We start from the raw sequence: 22,566 nt of genomic DNA on the forward strand, positions 1-22,566 counted from the left end.
TCGACCTCCCTGCAAGGAACCACCATGCAAACGCCTTTCGCCGTGGCAGCCGCCGACCCGAGCTCGACGAACATCTGGGCCATCGCCAATACGCCGATCCTCTGGATCTGCATCCTGGGCGTTTTCGCCGTCATTTTCGTCCAGACGGTGCTCTACGCCAAGGCCGCCAAGGCCGCCGCTCCGCACATCGAGATGCCGGCCCGGGAGTTGAAAGAGGCATTCCGCGCCGGCGCGGTGGCCTCGATCGGCCCCTCGCTGGCCGTGGTGCTGGTCGCCATCGCGTTGCTGGCGTTGTTCGGCACCCCGGCGGTGCTGGTGCGCATCGGCCTGATCGGCTCGGCCGCCGCCGAAACCGCCTCGGCCAGCATCGCCGCCGGCACCATGGGCGCGTCGCTGGGCGGGGACAGCTATACCCAGCAGGTCTTCGCCGTCGCGTTCATGGCCATGAGCCTGTCCGGGGCGATGTGGATGCTGTGCACGCTGATCATGACCCCGCTGCTGAAGAAGGGCGGCAAGTCGCTGGCCAAGCGCAACCCGGCGGTCATGGCGCTGATCCCCACCGCCGCGCTGCTGGGCGCCTTCTCCGCGCTGACCATCGCCGAACTGCCGAAGTCCAACGTGCACCTGATCCTCGTCGGGATTTCCGCCGCGTCCATGGGCCTGTGCCTGTACCTGGCCAAGGCCCTGAACCAGAAATGGCTCAAGGAATGGGCGCTGGGCATCTCCATCGTCATCGCCCTCGTCTCCGCCTACTTCCTGCACACCGCCTAAGGACCGATCATGAGCTCAACCTCGCTTTCCTCCAGCGCCGCTGCTTCCATGGAGCGCTTCGACCGGCAGACCAGCCGCTACGGGTCCATCACCATGACCCTGGGGCTGATCCTCTCGCTGGCCGGCCCGATCTACATCGCCTTCTTCAGCGGCATGGAAGTGACCGCCAGCATGGTCTGGGTCGCGCTGCTGGCCGTGGCCGCCACCTTCGGGGTGCTGTGGGTGGTCGAACCGCTGACCTACTTCCCGATCCTCGGCTCCGCCGCCATGTACCAGGCGTTCATGATCGGCAACATCTCCAACAAGCTGCTGCCGGCGGCCATCGTGGCCCAGTCGGCCATCAACGCCAAACCCGGCACCAAGCGCGGCGACCTGGCCGCGGTGATGGCCATCTGCGGGGCGGCCACCGTGCACCTGACCAGCCTGCTGCTGTTCGTGGGCGTGCTGGGCACCTGGCTGGTGCACAACATCCCGGTCGAGGTCATCGAGGTCGCCCGCCTGTACATCCTGCCGGCGCTGATGGGCGCGGTGCTGGTGCAGTGCATCGTCTCCATGAAGGCGCTGCGCCCGACCATCATCGCGGTGGCCGCGGCCCTGCTGGTGAACTTCGCGGTCATCCCGCTGGTCCCGGCCGTCGGCCCCTTCGCCACCGCCCTGGTCGTCGCCGCCTCCATCGTCTTCTCCTGGGTGCTGCGCCAGCGCACCGCCCAGGCCGCCACCGAGAACTAGGAAAACCGCCATGAGCCACACCCTCGAACCGACCTCCGACATCCAGGCAGCAGTCCGCGCGGACTACCTGCACCTGCATGCGAATCCCGAGCTGTCCATGCAGGAGCACCAGACGGCCGCCTACATCGAATCCCGGCTGGCCGAGCTGGGCATCGAGCACTTCCGCTGCGGCGGCACCGGCGTGGTCGGCGTGCTGCGCAACGGCCCCGGCCCGGTCATCGCCTTCCGCGCCGACTCCGACGGGCTGCCGATCAAGGAAGCCACCGGCGCGGACTACGCCTCCACCGCGGTGGGACAGCTGGCGGACGGCACCGAGGTGCCGCTGATGCACGGCTGCGGGCACGACACCCACGTGGCCAGCGCGCTGGGCGCGGCCGCGGTGCTGGCGCGGGGCGCCGCAGGCTGGTCCGGCACCGTGGTCTTCATCTTCCAGCCCGGCGAGGAGACCGGCGCCGGGGCGGCGGCCATGCTGGCCGACGGGCTGTGGGACAAGGCCCCGCGGCCCGAGGCGGTACTGGGCCAGCACGTCTTCCCCTTCGCCGCCGGCAGCATCCGGCTGACACCGGAATCCGCCATGGCGCTGGCGGATTCGCTGGAGGTCACGCTGCACGGCACCCAGGCCCACGGCTCCCAGCCGCAGGACTCGATCGACCCGATCGTGCTCGGCGCCCACATCATCACCCGGCTGCAGACCATCACCTCGCGCGAGCTGGACCCTCGGGACGCCGCGGTGGTCACCTGCGGTTCCTTTCACGCGGGCCTGAAGGAGAACATCATCCCGGACCGGGCGGTGTTCACCCTGAACATCCGCACGCTCACCGAGCCGGTGCGCGAGAAGGTGCTGGCCGCGGTGCACCGCATCATTACCGCGGAGGCGGCCGCTTCCGCCGCCCCGCAGCCCCGGATCACCACCCTGTACCGGTTCCCGCGGCTGTACAACGACCCGGAGCAGACCGGCAACATCGCCGCCGCGCTGGCGGCGGAATTCGGCCCGGAGCAGGTGGACCTGGCGGCCCCGCTGATGGGGTCCGAGGACTTCGGCGCGCTGGGCGACGCCATCGGGGTGCCCAACGTGTTCTGGATGTTCGGCGGCGCGGATCCGACGGACCCGTCCCCGGCAGGCAACCACTCCCCGTTCTTCCTGCCCGAGTACCGCGGCGCCCTGGACACCGGCGTGCGCGCGGCGCTGGCCGGCATCCGCCACTACGTGGGCCGCTAGCTACAGGCTGCTGCGCCCCTCCAGGTAGGCGCGCAGCACCTGCAGCACCCCGTGCTCGGTATTGGCCGGGGCCGTGAAGTTCGCGGCCTGCGCCACCAGCGGGTGCGCGTTGGCCATGGCGAAGGAATACCGCGCCTGGCCCATCATTTCCAGGTCGTTCGGGTAGTCGCCGAAGACCGCGGTCTGCTCCGCGGTGACCTGCAGCGACTCCCGCAGCCGGCCCAGGGCCAGGCCCTTGTGCACGCCGCGGTTCATCGCGTCGACCCAATGGCTTCCGGAGACCACCACCTGCAGCGGGACATCCAGCGCAGCGGCCATCTGCGCCACCTTGCCGGTGCCCACGTTCACGGCCATCTTGATGATCTCGTCGCCCACCTGGTGCAGGTCCTGGACCACTTCCACCGCGCGGTAGTACGGGGCGATGGACCGGGCGAAGGCCTCGTCGCTGCGCTCCACGTAGGCGGTGCGCCGCCCGCACAGCACCAGCCCGGCATCCAGCGCCTGCTGGCCGCGCACCGCGTCGACGACGGCGGCCACGGGCTGCGGGTCGATGATGTTCGAGTACACCTCGGTATCCCCGCGCATCACCACGGTGCCGTTCTCCGCGATGATCGGGATGTCGCCGAGCCGGGAGAACTGCTGCTTGAGGGTCGCGTACTGGCGGCCCGAGGCCGGCACGAAATGCACCCCGCGCTCCTGCAGGTCGGCGATGACCTGCCAGGCCTCGTCCGGGATCAGCCCGGCCCCGTCCAGGAAGGTGCCGTCCATGTCGACGGCGACGAGCTTGATGGAGGCGGCGGGGTCAATGGTATGCATCGGTTCCTTTGTTGGTGGCGGGTGCCGGTGGCGGGGCGGATCCCTAGTGGTCCATCGCCCGGTGCGCGGCGCCGAGCACGCCGGCGGCGTTGTTGTACTGCGCCGGCACGATGCGCGCGCGCAGCTGAAGCCGCGGCATGAATTTCTCGTGGTCCTCGGAGACCGCCCCACCGATCACGATCAAATCGGGACTGCACAGGAATTCCACGTGGGACAGGTAGCGCTGCAGGCGCTGGATGTACTGCTCCCAGCTCAGGTTCTCCTCGCGGATCACCCGGGCGGCGGCGCGGGATTCGGCGTCCACCCCGTCGATTTCCAGGTGGCCGAATTCGACGTTCGGGAACAGCAGGCCGTCGCGGAAGAACGCCGAGCCGATGCCAGTGCCCAGGGTCAGCACCAGCGTGCTGCCGGCGCGGGGTTTCCCGTCGAGGCTGCCGGCGCCGGCGAAGACCTCGGCCATGCCGGCGGCATCCGCGTCGTTCAGCACGCTCACCTTCCGGCCCAGCACGCCGCCGAGCAGGGCGACCGCGTCCAGCCCGATCCAGGCCTTGTCGATGTTCGCCGCGGAGTGCACCACCCCGTCGATCACGATGCCCGGCACCGTGACGCCCACCGGCACGCCGGCCAGCTCGCTGCCGGTTGTCCGCCGCAGGTCGGCGACGATCTGCGCCATCGCCTGCGCGACGGCGTCCGGATGCGCGCCGGCGGGGGTGGGCGCATGGCTGAAGGTGCTCTCGACGAGCTTCCCTTCGGAGTCCACCATGCCGTACTTGATGGACGAACCGCCCATATCCAAGCCGATGGCTGCATAGGGCGAGGCCGTGGCGACAGCTGACATGTGAACTCCATTCAAAATATTAAGGACTCTTTACAGTATCTAGCGCCCGGCGTGCGGTCAATGGCAGGGCCTGCCGGGCTGCCACTGGCGGTAGGCGTTCCACACCTCGGCCAGGGCGTAGCGGCGCGCCCCGGCCAGGGCCCCGTCCAGCGCCCCGGCGCCGCCCTGCGGCGAATATCCGATGTCCGGGCCCGCCAGCGGCACCAGGCCGACCAGCCGGTCCGCCAGCTTCTGCGTGAGCGCGGCGCTGGCCCCGGGGCCGGTGACCACCAGCGCGTCGGGATCAAGGTAGCCCAGCAGGTTGCCCAGCACCTGCCCCAGCGGCTCGATCAGCGCCGGCCACAGCTGCGGGTCGCTCAGCTTCTCGAACAGGACCCGGGTGTCCACCAGTCCCCCGGCATCCAGGTGCTCCAGCAGGGTGCGGCCCTGCAGCCGCTGGGTTTCCAGCTCGCCGACCAGCCCGTGGCGACCGCGGTAGAGCCGTCCCTCGATCACCAGCGCGGAGCCGATGCCCGCACCGAGGTACAGCAGCAGCATGGAGCCGGCCCGTCCGGCGTATTCCGCCACCGCCATCCAGTTCACGTCGTTGTCCAGCAGCGTGCTGCGCGCATCGAACAGCCCGGCCAGGTCCGCGCCGGAGGCCGCGAAGATCGGGGTGGGCACCACGCGGGCGGCCCCGTTTCCGGCGTGCAGCACCGGGGCCGCCTGGCTGATGCCAGTGGCCAGCCGCCGCGTGCCCAGCTCGGCCTGCAGCTCGTCGCGCAGCGCCCGGGCGGTATCCAGCAGCTGCTCGGCGCCGGTGGAGGTCTCCACGGGGCTGGAGCGCTCGGCCAGCACGGTGCCGGCCAGGTCGCTGGCGCGCAGGGCCAGCCGCTCGGCGCTCAGGTCCACCCCCAGCACATGCCCGTAGGCGGTGCGCAGGGCGTAGCGTTCGGGGATGCGCCCGCGCTTTCCCTCCGCGCTGGAACGCCCCTCGGAGACCAGCCCGAACTCCTGCAGGCGCAGGATCGACTGGGAGGCGGTGGGCTTGGAGATCCCCAGCTGGGCGGAGATCTCGGTGCGGGTGGCCGGGTCCCGGGCCAGCAGGCCGAAAACCCGCTCGTCGGTCAGCGCCGCCAGGGCGCGCGGGCCCGCGCTCTCGGTGCTCAACTGACCACCAGCTTCTCGCCCAGGGCTTCGAGCTGCGCGCGGCCCAGCCCGTGGGAAAGCAGGTAGTCGGCAATCGACCCGGTGCGGCGGGCGGCGTCCAGCGCCTTGTCCAGCCCTTCCACCGAGGTCCCGACCAGCAGCGTGCGCATCTGCTCGGTCATCACCACCCCGTGCTCGCCCATGCGCCGGGTCATGGCCGCCAGCCAGTCGCCGGACAGCGCCGCGGTGGAGGCCGCGTAGTCCTCCATGACCGCGTCCCGGTCAGCGCCCACGGCCATCAGCACCATGGCCACGCCCACGCCGGTGCGGTCCTTGCCGGCGGTGCAGTGCACCAGGGTGGCGCGGGATTCGGCGATGCCCGCGGCCAGCGTGGCCCAGGTCGGGCCGTGCGCCGTGACCAGCGGCTCGTAGATGTCATCCAGCGTGGCCAGGTGCCCCACGGCGCCTTCCAGCAGCGGCAGGTGGGTGCGCGTGGTGCCGGCGAAGCTGTCCGGGAAGCCGGGCAGGTAGCCGGTCTCCTGGGTGCTGCGCAGGTCGAAGATGCGCTCGATGCGCTGCTGCGCCACCCAGTCGGCCAGCGGCTGGTCGACCAGGTGCGGGGCGGCGGAGCGGAAGAGCACCCCGGAGGCGATGCGCCCGCCCGCTGCAGGCATCCCTCCTGCTTCACGGAGGTTGGAAAGGAACATGCTCACATCCTAGGCTTGAACCAGCAACCCATGCCAACGCAAGGAGCATCATGCGCGCCACCTATCTGCTCGGAGACTACACGGTTGAACTGCGCGAGGTACCGGACCCGGCGCTGGTGGAGCCGACCGACGCCCTGGTCGACATCGCCGCGAGCTGCATCTGCGGCTCGGACCTGCACCCCTACCACGGCCCGGCAGTCACGCCCCGCCCGATCGGCCACGAGTTCGTCGGCCGGGTCACCGAGGTCGGCTCCGCGGTGTCCACGGTGAAACCCGGCGACTTCGTGATCGCCCCCTTCACCATCAACTGCGGCAGCTGCGAATTCTGCCGGCAGGGGCTGACCACTTCCTGCCTGCACGCCGGGTCCTGGGGCCGCACCAATTCGCGCACCTCCGCCTGCCAGGCAGAGGCCATCCGCGTCCCGCTGGCCGACGGCACGCTGTTCAAGGTCGACGCCGCCGTCGACGAGGCGCTGCTGCCCGGCCTGCTGGCGCTGTCCGACGTCTACGGCACCGGCTACCACGCCGCGCGCAGCGCCGGGGTGTCCCCGGGCGACACCGTCGCGGTCATCGGCGACGGCGCGGTGGGGCTGCTGGCGGTGCTCTCGGCCAAGCAGCTGGGCGCCGAGCGCATCATCCTGATGGGCCGGCATGCGGACCGCACGGAGCTGGGCCGCGAGTTCGGCGCCACCGACGTGGTCTCCGAGCGCGGCGCGGAGGGCATCGCCGCGGTGCGCGAGATGACCGGCCACGGCGCGGGGAAGGTGCTGGAGGCCGTGGGGCGGCTGCCGGCCTTCGAGCAGGCCATCGGCATCGTCCGCCCCGGCGGGACCATCTCCCGGGTGGGCGTGCCGCAGTACGCCACCGGACCGGTGGGCCGCGAGTTCTTCGGCCCCAATGTGACCCTGACCGGCGGGGTGGCCCCGGTGCGCAGCTATATCGGCGAACTGCTGCCCGGGGTGCTCCAGGGAAGCGTCGAGCCAGGCAAGGTCTTCGACTCGGTGCTGCCGCTAGCGCAGGTGGCCGCGGGCTACGCGGCCATGGAGGCGCGCGAATCGCTCAAGGTCATGCTGCGTGGCTAGCGGACCGCTGCCGCTGCGCGGGGTGGGCATGGATTCGCAGACCCGCTGCGCGCACTACCGCCAGCTCATCGACGTGATCGCGCTGCGCCATGCCTGCTGCGAGACCTGGTATCCCTGCCACCTGTGCCACCGGGAACTGGCGGACCACCCGGCGGTGCCGTGGCCGGCGGCGCGGGGCGCCGAACCGGCGGTGCTGTGCGGGGTGTGCGCGCACCGGATGACCGCGTCCGAGTACCTGGGCGCCGGATCCTGCCCGGCCTGCCAGGCCCTGTTCAACCCCGGGTGCAAGGCGCACGCCCCGCTGTACTTCGAGCTGCCGCAGCGGCCCTAGAGCCGCCCGGATTCCGGGACGTCAAGCCCCAGCAGCGCGTTCTCCGCGACCTCCATGAGCGCCGGGTGGATCCAGTACTGCCCGCGCGCCAGGGTGTGCGCATCGATGCCCAGGTTCATCGCGGTGATCAGCGGCTGGATCAGGTTCGCCGCTTCGTAGCCGAGCACGTGGGCGCCCAGGATGCGCCCGTCGCGCTGATCCGCGACGACCTTGAACAGGCCCTGGTCGTCCTCCATGGCCCAGCCGTAGGCGGTGTCCGCGTATTTCTGGGTCTTGACCGTGATGTGCTCGCCGATCTCGGCGCGGGCCTGGGCCTCGGTCAGCCCGATATGCGCGATTTCAGGGTGGGTGAAGACCGCCGCGGGAATGGCCGCTTCGGAGACTTCGCGCAGGTCGTCCGGGTGTTCCAGGTTGTGGGCGACCACGCGCGCCTGGTGGTTGGCCGCGTGCTTCAGCTGCTGCTCGCCGCTGATGTCCCCCAGCGCGTAGAGGCCCGCCACCGGTTCCCCGCCGCGCAGCACCCGCTGGAACTGATCCACCTGCAGCCGTCCGTCCGGATGCAGGTCCAGTCCGGCCGGGGCGGTGAATTCGGTGTTCGGGCGGCGGCCGGTGGCCACCAGCACGGCGTCCGCGGTGAAGGTCCCCGCTCCGGTGCGCACGCTCAGGCCCTCGGGCCCGGCGGCAATTGACTGCGGCTCGGCGTGCAGCTGCACATCCCAGTCAACCTGGGAGTTGAAGGCCTCGCAGATCTCGTCGTCGAGGTATTTGAGCAGCTTCTCCCCGCGCACCAGCTGGGTCACCTCGGTGCCCAGGCCGGCGAAGATCGAGGCGAATTCGCAGGCGATGAAGCCGGCGCCGATGACCAGCAGCTTTTCTGGCTGCTCGATGCGCATGATGGTGTCCGAGGTGTGCACCCCGGGAAGGTCGATGCCCTCGATGTCAGGCAGCGCCGGACGCGAGCCGGCCGCCAGCACGATCTGCTCGGCCTGGATTTCGGTGCCGTCCGCGGTGCGCAGCGTGCGCTCGTCGAGCAGCTGCACCTCGCCGAGCACCGTGACGTTCCCTGCCTGCTGGCGGTACTCCAGCCCGCCGGCGGAAATCGGGTCGATGCGCGCGAAGATGCGGTCGCGGATCGCGGCGAAGTCCGCGCGCCCGGGCGGCAGCTGCACACCCAGCTTTTCGGCTTCCTGCCAGGTGCGCGCCAGCTGGGCGGGCCTGACGAACATCTTGGTGGGGATGCATCCCACGTTCAGGCAGGTGCCGCCGAAGACGCCGGATTCGGCGATCGCGACCTGCTTGCCGTCCCAGAACGGCGTGAGCAGCGAGTTGCCCGAGCCGGAGCCCACGATCGCCAAATCCATGGCCTAGGCCTCCGGCAGTTCGATGATCTGCTGCGGCACGACCAGCACCGGGCGGGTCTGCTTCTGCGCCAGCGCCACCGCGATCGAGCCGTCGATGAACTGGGCCAGCTTGTTGCGCAGGCCCGGGCGGCGGGTGCCGATCACGATCATGCGCGCGTCGACCTCCTCGGCCACCGCCATCAGCACCTTGGCGGGATCGCCGGGCACGTTGTGCAGTTCGTAGTCCACGCCGGACAGGTGCTCCGCGACCAGCTCGGCCAGCTCGGCCGGGAAGTCGGCCTCGGCGGTACCCAGCACGTTGTGCTCCGGGAGGCGTTCGGTGACGTACCGGCCCGAATCCGCGTAGATCACCTGGACCGTGGCCTTCAGGTCCGCGGCGAGCGACGCCGCGGTGGCCAGGACGGATGGGGCTTGGCCGGGCTCGATGCCGACTACAACAGTGCTCATGGGCGCTCCTTCGTTCTGACTACCAAATTACCCTGTTCCAGGAGCTCAGGCATCTTTGCGCGCCGCGCAGGCGATGGCGCGGGCGGTGGCCGTCATCGCCAGCAGGCGCACCGTGTCCACGTCCGCCTCCACGCGGCCGGTGGCGGCGGCGATGAACGCGTCCCCATCCAGCCGGGTGTGCGGCGGCTGCAGCGCCCGGGCCAGTCCGTCGTGGGCGCCCTGGGCGATAATGCGGCATCCGGTTTTGTCCAGCCGCGCATTGGTGAACACCACCCCGATGGTGGTGTTGGTCCGCGGGGGCGCCGTCCCCGCGTCGCCTTCGGCCGCGGCCAGCGCAGCGAACGCCGCCGCGGAGTCCAGGCTCGGCGCTTCGCCGGGGGCCAGCACGTCGCCGAAGGCATTGACCGCGCACAACGCGCCGACCACCAGCTCGCCCAGGCGCTGCTCGGCGTAGACCAGCCCGCCCGGGTAGGACTCCTCCCGGCGCCAGCGTCCGGCGCGGGCCCCGGTTCCGGCGCCCAGCAGCCCGACCTCAACCCGGTGCGCCCCCTCGGGCCGCGCGGCCGCCGCCGCGGCCCGGTAGCCGGACTCGGCGTCCGGTCGGGCGGTGCCCTCGGCCAGGTCGAACAGGCCCAGGGCCGGCACGATCGGCACCCTCCCGGCGGGGGTCTGCACCCCGCGCCCCTGCTCGGCCAGGAAGCGCATGACCCCGTCGGCGCTGGCCAGCCCGAAGGCCGAACCGCCGGTGAGCAGGGCGGCGTCGACCTGCTGCACGGTCATCAGCGGGTCCAGCACATCCAGCTCGCGGGAGGCCGGGGCCCCGCCGCGCACCTCCGCCGAGGCGACGGCGCCTTCCGCGAAAAGCACCACGGTGCACCCGGTGCCCTCGGTGCTCCAGTGCCCGATGCCCACCCCGGGCACGCTCACCTCCAGTGCCCGGAAGGCCGCCATGCCTACAGGTCCCCCAGCTCGATCGAGGTGTCCGCCAGCCGTGCCGGGTCGATGGTCCGGCCCACCAGCTCGCGCAGCGTGTCGTTCACGTCCCAGATGTTCACGTTGGCGGCGGCGGTGATCCGGCCCTCGCGCAGCCAGAAGATGATGAACTCGTCCTGGGAGCCGCGCAGCACGCTCTCGTCCCCGGGCGCTGCGTCCCCGACGTATTCCAGGCCCAGGTCGTACTGGTCGGTGAAGAAATAGGGCAGCCAGTCGTAGGACTGCTCCGCCCCGGTGAGCGTGGCGGCCGCGAGCTTGCCCTGGCGGATCGCGTTGTCCCAGTGCTCCACCTGCAGCTGGCGGCGCAGCCTGGTGTTGAATCCCTGGGCGACGTCCCCGATGGCCAGGATCCTGGAGTCGCTGCTGCGCAGCGAGGCATCCACGACCACCCCGCGGTCCACCTCCAGTCCGGCGGTTTCGGCCAGTTCCACGTTGGGCACCGCGCCGATGGCCAGCAGCACCACGTCGGCGCGGCTGCTGCCGATGTCGGAGATGACCTGCAGATGCCCGTCCACCAGCTCGATGCCCTGCACCCGGGTGCCGGTGCGCACATCCACCCCGTGGCCCTGGTGCAGTTCCAGCAGATGGTGGCCGAAGCGTTCGCCGAAGACCCTGGACAGCGGCACCTCGTCCGGGGAGTAGACGGTCACCCGCGCCCCGAGCGCGCGGGCGCTGGCCGCCGCTTCCATCCCGATCCAGCCCGACCCGACCACCGCGACCTGCTTGCCCTGGGTGATCGCGGATTTCAGCGCGTCGGCGTCCGCCAGGCTGCGCAGCACGTGCACCCCGGGCAGGTCGTGCCCGGCCATCGGCTCGTCCCCGCCCAGCCGCGGGCGCGCTCCGGTGGCCAGCACCAGCGCGTCGTAGTCGACGGTGGTGCCGTCGGCCAGCACCACATGCTGGTGCTTGCGGTCGATGCTGATGGCGCGGGTATCCAAGCGCAGATCAACATGGTTTTCCGCGTACCAGGCGGCGGTGTTCACGGTGAAGTCCGCCACCGCGTCGTTGCCCTGCAGGTACCCCTTGGACAGCGGCGGGCGTTCATAGGGCAGCGAGGCTTCGTCCCCGATCAGCCGCAGCACCCCGTCGTACCCGCGGGAGCGCAGCTCGGAGACCAGGGTGGCCGCGGCCAGCCCTGCGCCAATGACAACAATCGTTTCCGGATTCATCGATCGCCTTTCACGCGTAGGTGTCCTTTGATCCTCACATGTCAACGCACCGCTGGCAATGACTGCGGCGGGTTCGCGCAGGACCTTTGCAGGTTCCGGGCCCTGCCGCCTCGGAAGCTGTACGCGTGTTTCAGCCGGCGGGAGCCGCTAATGGGGCTCCGCCCCTTTATCTGTCGGAACGCTGGGGCTACAGTGCTAAGTACCAGAGCGAGGAGTGCGTCATGATTACCCCAGAAAGCCAACCCACCGCGGAAGTTTCCGGCCGCTACGTACTGATTTTCGATTCGCCGACATCAGCCCACCCATCGACCCTTGGCATGGCAGCCCTTGAGGACAAGGTGCCCAATGTGCTGACTGCCGCGGGCTACCAGACAACGGAGTACTTCCCGCGGCTGGGCATCGCCGTGGTGGATTCCCCACCGGATCAGCTTGACGAGTTCACGGCCCGCATGGCCGGCGAGCGCCTGCCGGCCCGCGTGGTTCCGGAAAGGACCTACCACATCCTCACCGAAGCCGACGACGAACCCACCAGCTATGCGGACAACGACGAGTTCACCTGGGGCCTGCAGGCGGTCCAGGCCGCGAATTCGCAGTACACCGGCGCGGGCATCAAGGTTGCAGTACTGGATACCGGGTTCGACGCGCAGCACCCCGATTTCGCCGGGCGCAGCGTCACCACCAAGTCCTTCGCGGCCGGCGAGGACGCCGCGGACGGCCATGGCCACGGAACGCACTGCATCGGCACCTCCTGCGGGCCGCGCACGGTCGAGTCGGGCCGCGGCTACGGGGTCGCCTCCGGTGCGGAGATCTTCGCCGGCAAGGTGCTGGGCAACAACGGGTCAGGCACCGACTCCATGATCCTGGCCGGCATCGACTGGGCGCTGCAGAACGAATGCCACGTCATCTCCATGTCCTTGGGCGCCGATGTCCGCGAGGTCCACCCTCCCTATGTCACCGCCGGACGCCGGGCGCTGGAGCAGGGAACCCTGATCATCGCCGCGGCGGGCAACAACGCCAAGCGCGCTTCCAACGATCCGGGATTCGTGGGAGCACCGGCGAACAGCCCCTACATCATGGCGGTCGGCGCGCTGGACTCCGGCTTGCAGGTGGCGCCGTTCTCCGCACGGACCCTTCCGGGCCGCGGCGGGCAGGTGGACATCTCGGGTCCCGGCGTCAAGGTCTACTCGTCCTGGCCGGGCGCACAGCGCTACAACACGATCAGCGGCACCTCCATGGCCACCCCGCACGTGGCCGGCGTGGCTGCGCTGCTGGCCGAGGCCACCGGGTACCGTGCCCGCGAGTTGTGGGCCGAGCTGGTGCAGCAGGCCAGGCGCTTGGAGCAGTTCTCCGTCGACGTGGGAGCCGGCCTGACCAGGTCGCCGGAACCAGCGCAGGAGCAGGCGTAGGGCCATGGCTTCCCACCGCACGTTCATCGTGACGATTTCCGAGACCTACACCAGCAACATGCCCGCTGCGGTCACCCAGCTGGAGTCCCACGGGCTGGAAGTCCAGCAGGTGCTGGGCATGCTCGGGCAAGTCATCGGCCAAGCGCCCGATGAACGGGTCAAGGAGCTCAAGAACCTCGACTGCGTCAAATCCGTCGATTCCGAACGCCGGTACAAGGCGCTCTAGGAGCTGGCATGGCCGGGGGCGGCATCGCATGCCGCCGCCGGCCATGCGGTGCGAGCGCGGCTTGGTTCGCGATTGGCGGCTATTCTTCCAGCAGCGCCTCTTCCAAGGCCTCGACGTCCAGGATGTTGATTTCCCGACGTCCGGCCAGCTCGATGCTTCCGTCCTGTGCGAAGGCGGCCAGCCGGCGGCTGAGGGTTTCGGGGGTAGTGCCCAGATAGGCGGCGATGTCCTTCTTCGCCATGGGAAGAGTGATGCGTGCAATGCCGTTGGCGAATTTCGCCGGCTGGTCGAGCAGGTAGGCGGCAACCCGGGCGGAGACGTCGCTGGAGGTGATGGCGGCAAGCAGCCTCTCGGTGGACGCCAAGCGGTCCGAAAGAGTGCGCAGCATACGCTGGCTGATGTCCGGGTATTCGCCGAGCAGCCGTGCCAGATCCCGGTGCTCGAAGACGCACATCTGGCTGTCCTCCAGCGCGGTGACCGAATCAGTGGACAACTGCCCGGTGATGAACGCGCGTTCCCCAACGACATCCCCGACCGTGGCCGTGCGCAGCACCTGCTCCTGCCCGCCGGCCGTACCGTGGCTGATTTTGAGTTTTCCGGTGTGCAGCACCAGCAAACGGGATTGCTGCTGCCCCGGGGAGGCCACGATGGTCCCCCGCTCCACATGCAGGGGCGTGGCGAATTCGGCCACGTGTTCCTGTTGGCTGCGATCCAAGCCCTGGAAAATCGGCACTCGCGCCACACACAAGTCATTGCTGGACATGCCCCCAGCTTAGCGGCGCGGACGACTTGACCTACGTCAAGGCATCCTCGATCCCGGATGGCTAACGTAGCTGGTACAAGGAACGGAACAATCCGTACCCGACCGAGAAAAGGATGAATGCCATGTCTGCCACCCAAACCCATACGGTCCTTCGCGCCGAAGGCTTTTCCTGCCCTTCGTGCGTCGCCAAGATCGAGAAGCAGGTGGGGCGCCTTGACGGCGTGGACCGGGTCAAGGTGCATTTTGCGTCCTCGCGCATTGAGGTAGACCACGACAGCGCGAAGGTCTCCGCACAGGACCTCGTCGACGCGGTAGGCAAGGCCGGGTACACCTCGGCCGTCTCCGCGTTCTAGCCGCAGGCCCCAACAACACGCAGCAAGGGAGCAGTACAGTGAATAGGCTCGCACGGTGGAAGGTGCCGATCATCTCCGGCGCACTGATTCTCGTGTCTTTCGCAATGAATGCCAATGGCGTCTTGCCGTTCGGCCAATGGTGGATGGGCGATGCAAGCTTCGCGCTGGGCGACCTGTTCATGATCGCGGCGGCCGCGGTGGCAGGATACAAGATCCTGGCCAATGCCATCCGGGCGCTGGGTGCCAAGGTCATCGGCATCGATCTTCTGGTTTCCATCGCCGCCCTGGGCGCGCTGGCTATCGGAAATTTCTGGGAGGCCGCGGCCGTCACCTTCCTGTTTTCCGTGGGCCACGCGCTGGAAACCGCGACCCTGAACAAAACCCGTTCGGCCCTGGCCGAGCTGGTGGCGGTTGCCCCGGACACCGCGCTGGTGCTGCGGGATGGAAGCCAGCAGGAGGTTCCGGCTGCATCGGTTCGCAGCGGGGAGACCGTGCTGGTGGCCCATGGGGCCAAGGTTCCGGTGGACGGACTGGTCATCTCGGGCACCGCGGCGCTGGATGAGGCATCCATCACCGGAGAATCGATTCCAGTGGACAAGTCAGCTGGAGATTCCGTGTTCGCCGGCACCATCTCCCGCGGCGGTTTCATCCAGGTGAAGGCAACCGGCATCGGCGCCGACACCACGCTGGCCCGCATCATCCACCGCGTGGAAGAGGCCCAGGACGCCAAGGCCCGCACCCAGGCGTTCTTTGACCGCTTCTCCCGCTGGTACACCCCGGGCATCATCCTGCTTGCGGCCGTCGCCGGCGTGCTGACGCAGGATCTGGTGCTGGCGCTGACGCTGCTGGTCATCGGCTGTCCCGGCGCCCTGGTGATCTCCATCCCCGTGGCCATCGTGGCGGGCATCGGCCGCGCCGCGCGCAACGGCATCCTGATCAAGGGCGGAGAGTTCCTGGAAACCTCGGCGAAGATCACCGCCGTGGCCGTGGACAAGACCGGCACCCTGACCGAGGGGCACCCGCAGCTGACCGACGTGGTGGTGCTGGATCCTTCGCTGAAGCGGCAGGAAGTGCTCGACTGGGCCGCGGCGGCCGAGGCAGGGTCCCAGCACCCGCTGGCCAAGCCGATCATCGAGGCCGGCCGTGCCCCACTGGGCATCCCGCAGATCACCACGGTTCCCGGCATGGGCCTGGAGGCGCAGCTCGACGGTCGACGGATCCTGGTGGGCAACCTGCCGCTGCTGGACGAATACGGCGTCCAGACCCGCCGCGGCGAAGCCCGGGCCGCCGCGGAAACTCTGGCGGCGGATGGAAAGACGCCGATGGTCATCGCCTTGGACGGCGCCGCGATCGGAGTCCTGGCGGTGGCCGACGCGTTGCGCGAGGATGCCGCGGCGATGGTCCAGCAGCTGCATTCCGCCGGAGTGAAGGTGCTCATGCTCACCGGCGATACGCCGCTCGTGGCCCAGGCCATCGGACGCAGGGTCGGGATCGACGAGGTGCATGCCTCGCTGCTGCCGGAGGACAAGCTGCAGGCGGTCGCAGCGATGCAGCGCGCGGGCCACACCGTGGCCATGGTGGGCGACGGCATCAACGACGCCCCCGCACTGGCGACGGCGGACATCGGCGTAGCCATGGGCGCCGCCGGTTCGGGCGTCGCGGTGGAGACCGCGGACATCGCGCTGATGGGCGACAACCTGTTGCGCCTGCCGCAGGCGATCACCCTCGCCAAACGGACCGTGTCCATCATGCGGCAGAACATCGTCATCGCCCTGGCCACCGTGGCGCTGCTGCTCGCCGGGGTGTTCGCCGGAGGAGTCACCATGGCTATCGGCATGCTGGTGCACGAGCTGTCGGTGCTGGTGGTCATCGCCAACGCGATGCGGCTGCTGCGCGACACCGGCTCGCGCCGCGCACCCGCCGCAGCGAAGCAGCCGGTGGCGCTGGCCGGCTGACCGGAACGCGCAACGGCCAGCGACATGATCATGTCGCGGGCCGTTGCCTTGCGGCGACTACTGGAAGTCCAGCAGCACCTTGCCGGAGACGGAGGCATCCTTGGCGGTTTCGAAGGCGGCCAAGGCCTCGGCAGCGGGGAATTCGTGGGTGACGGCGGCGCCGATCTGCAGCGATCCATCGGCCAGCGCCTGCAGCACCTCGTCGATTTCTCCGTTGAAACGGAAGGAACCGACCAGTTCCAGTTCCCGGGTAATGGCCAGTGAAATCAGCGCAGGCTGTTCACCGGAAGGCAGCAACCCGACCATGACCACGCGTCCTCCGCGGACCGCGCCGCGCACGGCCGAGGCCAGCCCGCGGTAGTTGCCGGTGGCTTCGATGACCACGTCCGCATGGATTCCAGCGACCTCCTCGACTTCCGGGGCACGCAGTGCGCGGGTTGCTCCCAGCTGGACGGCGATGTCCAGCGGCGCCTCGAACATGTCCACCGCAATGATTTCGGCGGCCCCGGCGCGTTTGAGCACCGCAACGGCCAAGGCGCCGATGGGGCCGGCCCCGATCACCAAGACGCGTTTGCCGGCCACCTCACCTGCCCGGGAGACCGCATGCCAGGCCACCGCGGCCGGTTCCGCCAGTGCCGCATCACGCAGGGAGAGTCCCGCAGGAAGTTCGCGCAGCATGCGGGCGGGCAGATTCACTTCGGTGGCGAAAGCGCCTTCGGTATGCGGGTAGCGCGCGGCCGACCCGAGGTAGGTGCATCCCGGCGAGAGGTTCGGCCGGTCAGCCGGATAGGGTTCCCCGGTCTCTGCTGGAGTCGCTGGATGCACGGCAACCCGAGCGCCGGCGGCCGGGCCGGTGCCGTCGGCCGCGGCCTGCACGATGGTGCCGACGATTTCGTGGCCCAGCACCATGGGTGACTTCAGAATCGATTCGCCGGCCGCACCGTGGCTCCAGTAGTGCAGGTCCGAGCCGCAAATGCCGCCATAGGCGATAGCCACGCGTGCCTGGTCTGCGGCGGGTGCAGGAAGGCTGACCTGCTCGACGCGGAGGTCTCCGGCGGCGTGGGCCACCACTGCCATGGTCTGTTCATTCAGGTTAGACGACAACGCTCATGCCTCCATCAATGAAAATAGTCTGTCCGTTGACGAAGTTCGACCCCTCGGAAGCCAGCCAAACGGCAGGACCAGCCAGGTCGCCAACGGTCCCCCAGCGTCCGGCAGGGGTACGTCCCAGAATCCAGGAATTGAATTGTTCGTCGTCCACCAGGTTCTGGGTCATTTCGGTGTGGATGTAGCCCGGTGCAATGCCGTTGATCTGCAGGCCGGAGCCGGCCCACTCCGCGGTCATGGCGCGGGTGAGATTGCGCAGGCCGCCCTTGGCCGCGGTGTAGGCGGCGATGGTCGGTCGCGCCAGGTCGGTCTGGACGGAGCAGATGTTGATGATCTTGCCTGCCCCGCGCTGCACCATGCCGCGGGCCACAGCCCGCCCGACCAGGAAGGCGCTAGTCAGGTTGGTGTCGAGAACACGCTGCCAGTCCTGGACCGCGAGGTCCAGCAGTGGCACGCGGTGCTGGATTCCGGCGTTGTTCACCAGGATGTCCAGGGCCCCGATGGCTTCCTCGATCTTCCCGATGTTGGTGCGGACCGCTTGGTCATCGGTGACGTCGAAGCAAGCGGAGTGGATGCGCTGCGGCCCGTAGACCTCGGAGAATTCCTTGGCTGTTGCAGCCAGCCGGTCGGCATCGCGCCCGTGCAGCACGATGCTGGCCCCGGCATCCGCCAGGCCGCGGGCGAGCTCCTTGCCGATGCCCCGTGATGATCCGGTGACCAAGGCCAGTTTGCCCGTGAGGTCGAATAGATTGCTCATGCTTGCCAGCTTCCCCGTTCCGATGACAGCGTGCTGCCATCACATGTCAGTTGTCGGCGACGGATGTTCCCGCTGACCAGCAGGCAGCTGAAATCTTGTTGGGGCCTCGTCGCCACGCCAAATATAACAGACTTAACATGAGATTTTTGATAATAAATCTGGTTTTAACGGCCCGTCGAAGCGTTCACGAACCGACACCCCACCCAGCATCCCGGGAATCACGTCACCGACCGCGCGGTCGCATTGCCGCCCACCCCGGCATCCCGCCCCGGCCTGCCCTGCAGCAGCGTCGACAGGCATGGGCAACCGTGCGCGACAGCGCTGGACGGCAGGCCCCGCTTGGAGGGCAACACGGGCGACAGCATCACGGGAGGCCACCCCCGATTCAGACCCCATTTACTCGTCATTTTCGACGATAATTCAACACTAAATTCTCGCTGAATCAAGAGCCGAAATCTCGGGTTTTTCGGGAGCAAATGCCCCAGGACATGAAGATGGCGGATAGCCTGCCACCTAAGGGTCGGATATCGCGCTGAGCTTGTCATCTTAACTCACTACAATGAATATAATCGACCAAAAACATCTGTTGATTTGGGCTTTTATGGTCGTCCAATCTCAAGATCTGCTAGACTTGATCCATCACACTCGTTTCTGAACGAGATTTACGCCCGGCGCGTGGGAGCTATTTCAGCGTGACCCGTCGGGTTTCGACTGGTGCTTATTTGAGGTTCCGCGTGGCGCAGCCCAGTTGAATTTGAACATTTTTCGCCGCGCAAGGAGTAACTTATTAGGCTGAAATGCCGGAGAGGTACGCTTGTCACAACGCGTTGCAATCATCGGAGCAGGACCCAGCGGAATGGCTCAGCTGCGAGCCTTCGAATCGGCTCGCAAGGCCGGTCGCTCGGTCCCGGAAATCGTCTGCTACGAAAAGCAGGATGACTGGGGTGGCCAGTGGAATTTCAGCTGGCGCACCGGCATCGACAAGTACGGCGAAGCAGTCCACTCGAGCATGTACCGCAACCTGTGGTCCAACGGTCCCAAGGAGGCCTTGGAATTCGCCGAATACACCTTTGACGAGCATTTCGGCCGCCCGATTTCCTCGTATCCGCCGCGTGCTGTGCTGTGGGACTACATCAACGGCCGCGCCGAGAAGTCGGACGTCAAGAAGTACGTCCGGTTCTCGACAGTGGTTCGCTGGGTTCAGTTCGACGAAAGCACCCAGAAGTTCACCGTCACTGTTGAAGACCTGGCTAGCGGCATCACCGAAAGCAACGAATTCGACTATGTCATCATCGGCTCCGGACACTTCAGCTTCCCCAACGTCCCGGACTTCGACGGTATTGAAACCTTCCCAGGCACGCTGATCCACGCACACGACTTCCGTGGCGCCGAACGCCTCGCCGGCCGCAACGTCCTGTTGATCGGAGCCAGCTACTCTGCCGAGGACATCGGAATCCAGGCCTTCAAGATGGGTGCAAGCTCGGTGACCATGAGCTACCGAACCGCCCCGATGGGATACGAGTGGCCTGAAGGCATCCAGGAGCGCCCTCTGGTCACCCGCTTCGAGGGGAACACCGCCCACTTCGCGGACGGCACCGAAGGCCAGTTCGACGCGGTCATTCTGTGCACCGGCTACCTGCACCACTATCCGTTCCTGCCCTCGGATCTGGCCCTGTCCTCCCCCAACAACCTGTATCCCAAGTCGCTGTACCGTGGCGTGGTCAGCGAGGCAAACAACCAGTTGTTCTACCTCGGTGCACAAGACCAATGGTTTACCTTCAACATGTTCGATGCGCAGGCTTGGTATGTTCGCGATGTCATTCTAGGCGACGCGCAGCTTCCCTCGCGGTCCGACCAAAAGCAAGACATGGATCAGTGGGCGCAGCGCCTTGAGAATCTCAGCAGCGCGGCCGACGAAGTCCATTTCCAGGCCGACTATATCCGCGACCTCATCGAACAGACGGATTATCCGATGTTCGACCTGGATGAGGTCGCCCGCATATTCCTGGCCTGGAAGAACGACAAGCAGCACAACATCTTGAACTACCGAGATCAGGTCTATCCTTCGGTCATGACCGGAACCATGGCCTGCGAACACCACACGCCGTGGCTTCGGGAACTGGATGACTCCTTGGAACGCTACCTGTCCTACCCGGAAGAGGACGAACTGGAACGCATCGTCCGCGGCAAAGACAGCTCTACAACCACTGCTTCGAAATAATTCGGCAGAGCACAACAACTGAATTGCTCCAGGCCGGGTCGGAACGCGCATCGCGCGTGCCGACCCGGCCATTGGGTATCCAGCAAGCACTGAACCGCTGGCAAAAAGAAATCCCGGAAGTCCTAAGACTTCCGGGATTTCCCTTTTGGTGGAGGTAAGGGGATTCGAACCCCTGACCTTCTGCATGCCATGCAGACGCGCTACCAACTGCGCCATACCCCCAAAAGAAGGTGGTTTTTCCGGTTTTCATCACCTTCGAACCGAGATAAAACTCTACCGGAGATGCTTCAGAAACACCAAATCCACCGTCAGAGACGCTGGTCACAGGACGCTATTCACTTTGTCGGTTGCGGGTGGCAGAATCTTCCCCGAGGGCCGATCGGTCCCCCTACCTAATTCGAAAGGCGCGCTCCCATGAGCATTGGACTGACCCCTTACCTGCGCTTCGCTGGTGACGCACGCGCAGCGATGGAGTTCTACAACTCGGTATTCGGCGGAGAACTGTCGCTAATGACTTTCAAAGAAGGAATGAATGATGATCGCCCGGCAACAACCGACCAGATCATGCATTCGTCCCTCTTCGTGGACCGCGGTGTTCACCTCATGGCTTCGGATACCCCGCCGGAAATGAATCTCATGCCCAACGGCACCGTTTCCTTCAGCAGCGACGGCACGGACGAAGCAGACTCGGCCCCACTGCAGAAATGGTGGGACGGTTTGTCGGACGGGGCGCGGATCGACGTCCCACTGGCCACCGCTCCTTGGGGCGACTCTTTCGGCCAGCTGACCGACAAGTTCGGCGTCACCTGGATGTTCAATATTTCCGCGGTGCGCTCGTAATTACTTGGAATCGGCCTGTTCGCGGGCGGCGACGGCTTCGCTGCCCACGAGCAGGCCGATCTTCTTCGCCCTGATTTGGGTTGCCCAGGCAAGCAAAAAGCCAAGTACAGCCAGTCCCGCACCGACTATGGACGGCGCTCGATAGCCGAAGCCAGCGGAAATCACCGCAGCACCTAGTGCCGCACCCAAGGCGTTGGCGACGTTGAGCGCCGAATGGTTCAATGAAGCGGCCAACGACTGGGCATGGGGAGCCGAGTCCATCAGCAGGGTCTGCAGGCTGGGAATCAAAAGCGAGCCCACCGCGCCCAGAACGAAGACCATGATGAGCGTGGGGACAATCCAGCTGGTCACGGCCGCGAAGACCAGCATGGCTGCGACCATGATCAGGTTGGTCAGCTTGATGGACCCGAAAATCGACCAGTCGGCTAGGCGCCCTCCGGCCAGCGAGCCGACGACCATGCCCAATCCGTAGAGCGCAAGGGCCCATGGAACAAGATTGATATCCAGCCCTGCTTCTTCGGTCAGCGTCGGCGAGATGTAGGAGTACACGGCGAAGAAGCCGCCGAACCCCACGATGCCAGTTCCCATGGCCATCCATACTTGGACGTTCTTCAACGCCGAGAGTTCGCGGCGCATGCTTGCGCCAGCTTCCGCCTTGTGCCAAGGAACGAACGCAGCGATCATCAGCATGGTGATCAAACCGACCACGGCGACAACAACAAACATCGCCCGCCATCCGGTCAGCTGCCCCAACCGGGTGACCAGCGGGACTCCGGCAACATTGGCCACCGAGAGCCCAAGCATCACCCAGGCAATGGCACGCCCCCGCATGCTGCCGGGCACCAGCGAACCGGCCAGGACTCCGGCCAAACCGAAGTAGGCGCCGTGCGGCAGGCCGGCCAGGAACCGGGTGACCAGCATAGTTCCGTAATCAGGGGCAAAGGCCGACGAAAGGTTCGCGATCGTGAAGAAGAGCATTAACAGCAGGACTGCGCGCTTGCGCGGAATCTTGGCGGCCAGCGCGGTCAGCACCGGGGCGCCGATAACAACGCCAATGGCGTAGGCACTGATCATCAGGCCCATCTGTGAATTGCTCACGGACAGGTCGGCGGCGCCTTCCTGGAGCAGGCCCATGAGCGAAAATTCGGTGACGCCGATACCGAACCCGCCCATGGACAAGGCAAGAATGGCCAGCAACAGCCGGCCACCGAATAAGTATTTGCTGGGCGCAGAAGTAGTCACGTTTGAATCCTTGGGAGTTTTGGGATGGCACGGCTTCATCGACGCCTGACTTCCATCGTAGTTGCAGGCAACGCTGAGGAAAATTTCGATTCCCGCCGTTTTCTG

The 22,566-nt window shown here is 67.3% G+C and carries 23 protein-coding genes and 1 tRNA gene; 11 read left to right on the forward strand and 13 right to left on the reverse strand.

Annotated elements, in window-relative coordinates; translation table 11 throughout:
• Window positions 1-24: 24 nt before the first annotated feature.
• The 3 genes from IEY43_RS16510 to IEY43_RS16520 are packed head-to-tail and all read left to right on the forward strand — an operon-like array spanning window position 25 to window position 2,719.
• The gene (locus IEY43_RS16510) at window positions 25-771 is read left to right on the forward strand and encodes a DUF5058 family protein (protein ID WP_188949874.1); all 747 of its coding nucleotides are present in this window, start codon (window positions 25-27) and stop codon (window positions 769-771) included.
• Between the two features lie 9 nt (window positions 772-780).
• Window positions 781-1,500 (forward strand): hypothetical protein, encoded by a 720-nt coding sequence (locus tag IEY43_RS16515; protein ID WP_188949876.1) that lies wholly within the window; start codon window positions 781-783, stop codon window positions 1,498-1,500.
• A gap of 10 nt (window positions 1,501-1,510) precedes the next feature.
• On the forward strand, window positions 1,511-2,719 hold the full coding sequence (locus IEY43_RS16520; protein WP_188949878.1) for an amidohydrolase: 1,209 nt from the start codon (window positions 1,511-1,513) through the stop codon (window positions 2,717-2,719).
• Here the strand turns inward: IEY43_RS16520 and IEY43_RS16525 are convergent, their stop codons facing one another.
• Genes IEY43_RS16525 through IEY43_RS16540 form a run of 4 tightly spaced genes read right to left on the reverse strand, consistent with a single transcriptional unit; the run spans window position 2,720 to window position 6,208 of the window.
• Entirely contained in the window at window positions 2,720-3,535 is an 816-nt protein-coding gene (locus IEY43_RS16525; RefSeq protein WP_188949880.1) for an HAD family hydrolase, read from the reverse strand.
• Between the two features lie 43 nt (window positions 3,536-3,578).
• The gene (gene ppgK, locus IEY43_RS16530; RefSeq protein ID WP_188949882.1) at window positions 3,579-4,373 is read right to left on the reverse strand and encodes a polyphosphate--glucose phosphotransferase; all 795 of its coding nucleotides are present in this window, start codon (window positions 4,371-4,373) and stop codon (window positions 3,579-3,581) included.
• Window positions 4,374-4,430: 57 nt separating this feature from the next.
• Complete coding sequence (locus IEY43_RS16535) at window positions 4,431-5,522, reverse strand: ROK family transcriptional regulator (protein ID WP_188949884.1); 1,092 nt, start codon at window positions 5,520-5,522, stop codon at window positions 4,431-4,433.
• Entirely contained in the window at window positions 5,519-6,208 is a 690-nt protein-coding gene (locus IEY43_RS16540; protein ID WP_188949885.1) for a tyrosine-protein phosphatase, read from the reverse strand. Before IEY43_RS16540 ends, IEY43_RS16535 begins: the two co-directional genes overlap by 4 nt.
• A gap of 50 nt (window positions 6,209-6,258) precedes the next feature.
• Here IEY43_RS16540 and IEY43_RS16545 point away from each other — a divergent pair, with 50 nt between their 5' ends.
• Together IEY43_RS16545 and IEY43_RS16550 are read left to right on the forward strand one after the other, a co-directional pair.
• The gene (locus IEY43_RS16545) at window positions 6,259-7,290 is read left to right on the forward strand and encodes an alcohol dehydrogenase catalytic domain-containing protein (protein ID WP_188949887.1); all 1,032 of its coding nucleotides are present in this window, start codon (window positions 6,259-6,261) and stop codon (window positions 7,288-7,290) included.
• On the forward strand, window positions 7,283-7,621 hold the full coding sequence (locus IEY43_RS16550) for a CHY zinc finger protein (protein ID WP_308425071.1): 339 nt from the start codon (window positions 7,283-7,285) through the stop codon (window positions 7,619-7,621). The genes IEY43_RS16545 and IEY43_RS16550 overlap by 8 nt, the downstream gene beginning before the upstream one ends.
• On the opposite strand, the gene IEY43_RS16555 is transcribed toward IEY43_RS16550, so the two are convergent.
• The 4 genes from IEY43_RS16555 to IEY43_RS16570 are packed head-to-tail and all read right to left on the reverse strand — an operon-like array spanning window position 7,618 to window position 11,591.
• Window positions 7,618-8,982, reverse strand: a complete 1,365-nt coding sequence (locus tag IEY43_RS16555) for a mycothione reductase (RefSeq protein WP_188949889.1) — start codon at window positions 8,980-8,982, stop codon at window positions 7,618-7,620. The two genes, IEY43_RS16550 and IEY43_RS16555, sit on opposite strands and share 4 nt — an antisense overlap.
• A gap of 3 nt (window positions 8,983-8,985) precedes the next feature.
• Complete coding sequence (locus tag IEY43_RS16560) at window positions 8,986-9,429, reverse strand: universal stress protein (RefSeq protein WP_188949891.1); 444 nt, start codon at window positions 9,427-9,429, stop codon at window positions 8,986-8,988.
• A 45-nt stretch (window positions 9,430-9,474) separates the two neighbouring features.
• A complete protein-coding gene (locus IEY43_RS16565) occupies window positions 9,475-10,380 on the reverse strand; it encodes a P1 family peptidase (RefSeq protein WP_188949892.1) in 906 nt (301 codons plus the stop codon).
• A gap of 2 nt (window positions 10,381-10,382) precedes the next feature.
• On the reverse strand, window positions 10,383-11,591 hold the full coding sequence (locus IEY43_RS16570; RefSeq protein WP_188949894.1) for an NAD(P)/FAD-dependent oxidoreductase: 1,209 nt from the start codon (window positions 11,589-11,591) through the stop codon (window positions 10,383-10,385).
• Between the two features lie 221 nt (window positions 11,592-11,812).
• Here IEY43_RS16570 and IEY43_RS16575 point away from each other — a divergent pair, with 221 nt between their 5' ends.
• Window positions 11,813-12,997 (forward strand): S8 family serine peptidase, encoded by a 1,185-nt coding sequence (locus tag IEY43_RS16575; protein WP_188949896.1) that lies wholly within the window; start codon window positions 11,813-11,815, stop codon window positions 12,995-12,997.
• Between the two features lie 4 nt (window positions 12,998-13,001).
• Window positions 13,002-13,223, forward strand: a complete 222-nt coding sequence (locus IEY43_RS16580) for a hypothetical protein (protein WP_188949898.1) — start codon at window positions 13,002-13,004, stop codon at window positions 13,221-13,223.
• A 79-nt stretch (window positions 13,224-13,302) separates the two neighbouring features.
• Here the strand turns inward: IEY43_RS16580 and IEY43_RS16585 are convergent, their stop codons facing one another.
• Window positions 13,303-13,986 carry a Crp/Fnr family transcriptional regulator gene (locus IEY43_RS16585; protein WP_188949900.1) on the reverse strand — a complete coding sequence of 228 codons (684 nt, stop codon included), beginning with the start codon at window positions 13,984-13,986 and terminating at the stop codon, window positions 13,303-13,305.
• Window positions 13,987-14,108: 122 nt separating this feature from the next.
• Between IEY43_RS16585 and IEY43_RS16590 the strand changes: the two genes are divergently transcribed.
• The gene (locus IEY43_RS16590) at window positions 14,109-14,339 is read left to right on the forward strand and encodes a heavy-metal-associated domain-containing protein (RefSeq protein ID WP_204675566.1); all 231 of its coding nucleotides are present in this window, start codon (window positions 14,109-14,111) and stop codon (window positions 14,337-14,339) included.
• Between the two features lie 38 nt (window positions 14,340-14,377).
• On the forward strand, window positions 14,378-16,294 hold the full coding sequence (locus IEY43_RS16595) for a heavy metal translocating P-type ATPase (RefSeq protein ID WP_229777461.1): 1,917 nt from the start codon (window positions 14,378-14,380) through the stop codon (window positions 16,292-16,294).
• A 57-nt stretch (window positions 16,295-16,351) separates the two neighbouring features.
• On the opposite strand, the gene IEY43_RS16600 is transcribed toward IEY43_RS16595, so the two are convergent.
• Together IEY43_RS16600 and IEY43_RS16605 are read right to left on the reverse strand one after the other, a co-directional pair.
• Window positions 16,352-17,371 (reverse strand): L-idonate 5-dehydrogenase, encoded by a 1,020-nt coding sequence (locus IEY43_RS16600; RefSeq protein WP_188949977.1) that lies wholly within the window; start codon window positions 17,369-17,371, stop codon window positions 16,352-16,354.
• A gap of 16 nt (window positions 17,372-17,387) precedes the next feature.
• Window positions 17,388-18,158, reverse strand: coding sequence for an SDR family oxidoreductase (locus IEY43_RS16605; protein ID WP_188949904.1), 771 nt, complete (start codon window positions 18,156-18,158; stop codon window positions 17,388-17,390).
• 814 nt (window positions 18,159-18,972) lie between these two features.
• Here IEY43_RS16605 and IEY43_RS16610 point away from each other — a divergent pair.
• Entirely contained in the window at window positions 18,973-20,379 is a 1,407-nt protein-coding gene (locus tag IEY43_RS16610; RefSeq protein ID WP_209550334.1) for a trimethylamine monooxygenase, read from the forward strand.
• A gap of 146 nt (window positions 20,380-20,525) precedes the next feature.
• On the opposite strand, the gene IEY43_RS16615 is transcribed toward IEY43_RS16610, so the two are convergent.
• Window positions 20,526-20,601: transfer RNA gene (locus IEY43_RS16615), tRNA-Ala, on the reverse strand.
• 192 nt (window positions 20,602-20,793) lie between these two features.
• Between IEY43_RS16615 and IEY43_RS16620 the strand changes: the two genes are divergently transcribed.
• The gene (locus IEY43_RS16620) at window positions 20,794-21,219 is read left to right on the forward strand and encodes a VOC family protein (RefSeq protein ID WP_188949908.1); all 426 of its coding nucleotides are present in this window, start codon (window positions 20,794-20,796) and stop codon (window positions 21,217-21,219) included.
• On the opposite strand, the gene IEY43_RS16625 is transcribed toward IEY43_RS16620, so the two are convergent.
• Window positions 21,220-22,500: an MFS transporter gene (locus IEY43_RS16625; RefSeq protein WP_188949910.1), complete on the reverse strand. Its 1,281-nt coding sequence runs from the start codon at window positions 22,498-22,500 to the stop codon at window positions 21,220-21,222.
• Window positions 22,501-22,566 lie beyond the last annotated feature (66 nt).

The organism is Glutamicibacter protophormiae (genome assembly GCF_014647495.1).
Lineage (GTDB): Bacteria > Actinomycetota > Actinomycetes > Actinomycetales > Micrococcaceae > Glutamicibacter > Glutamicibacter protophormiae.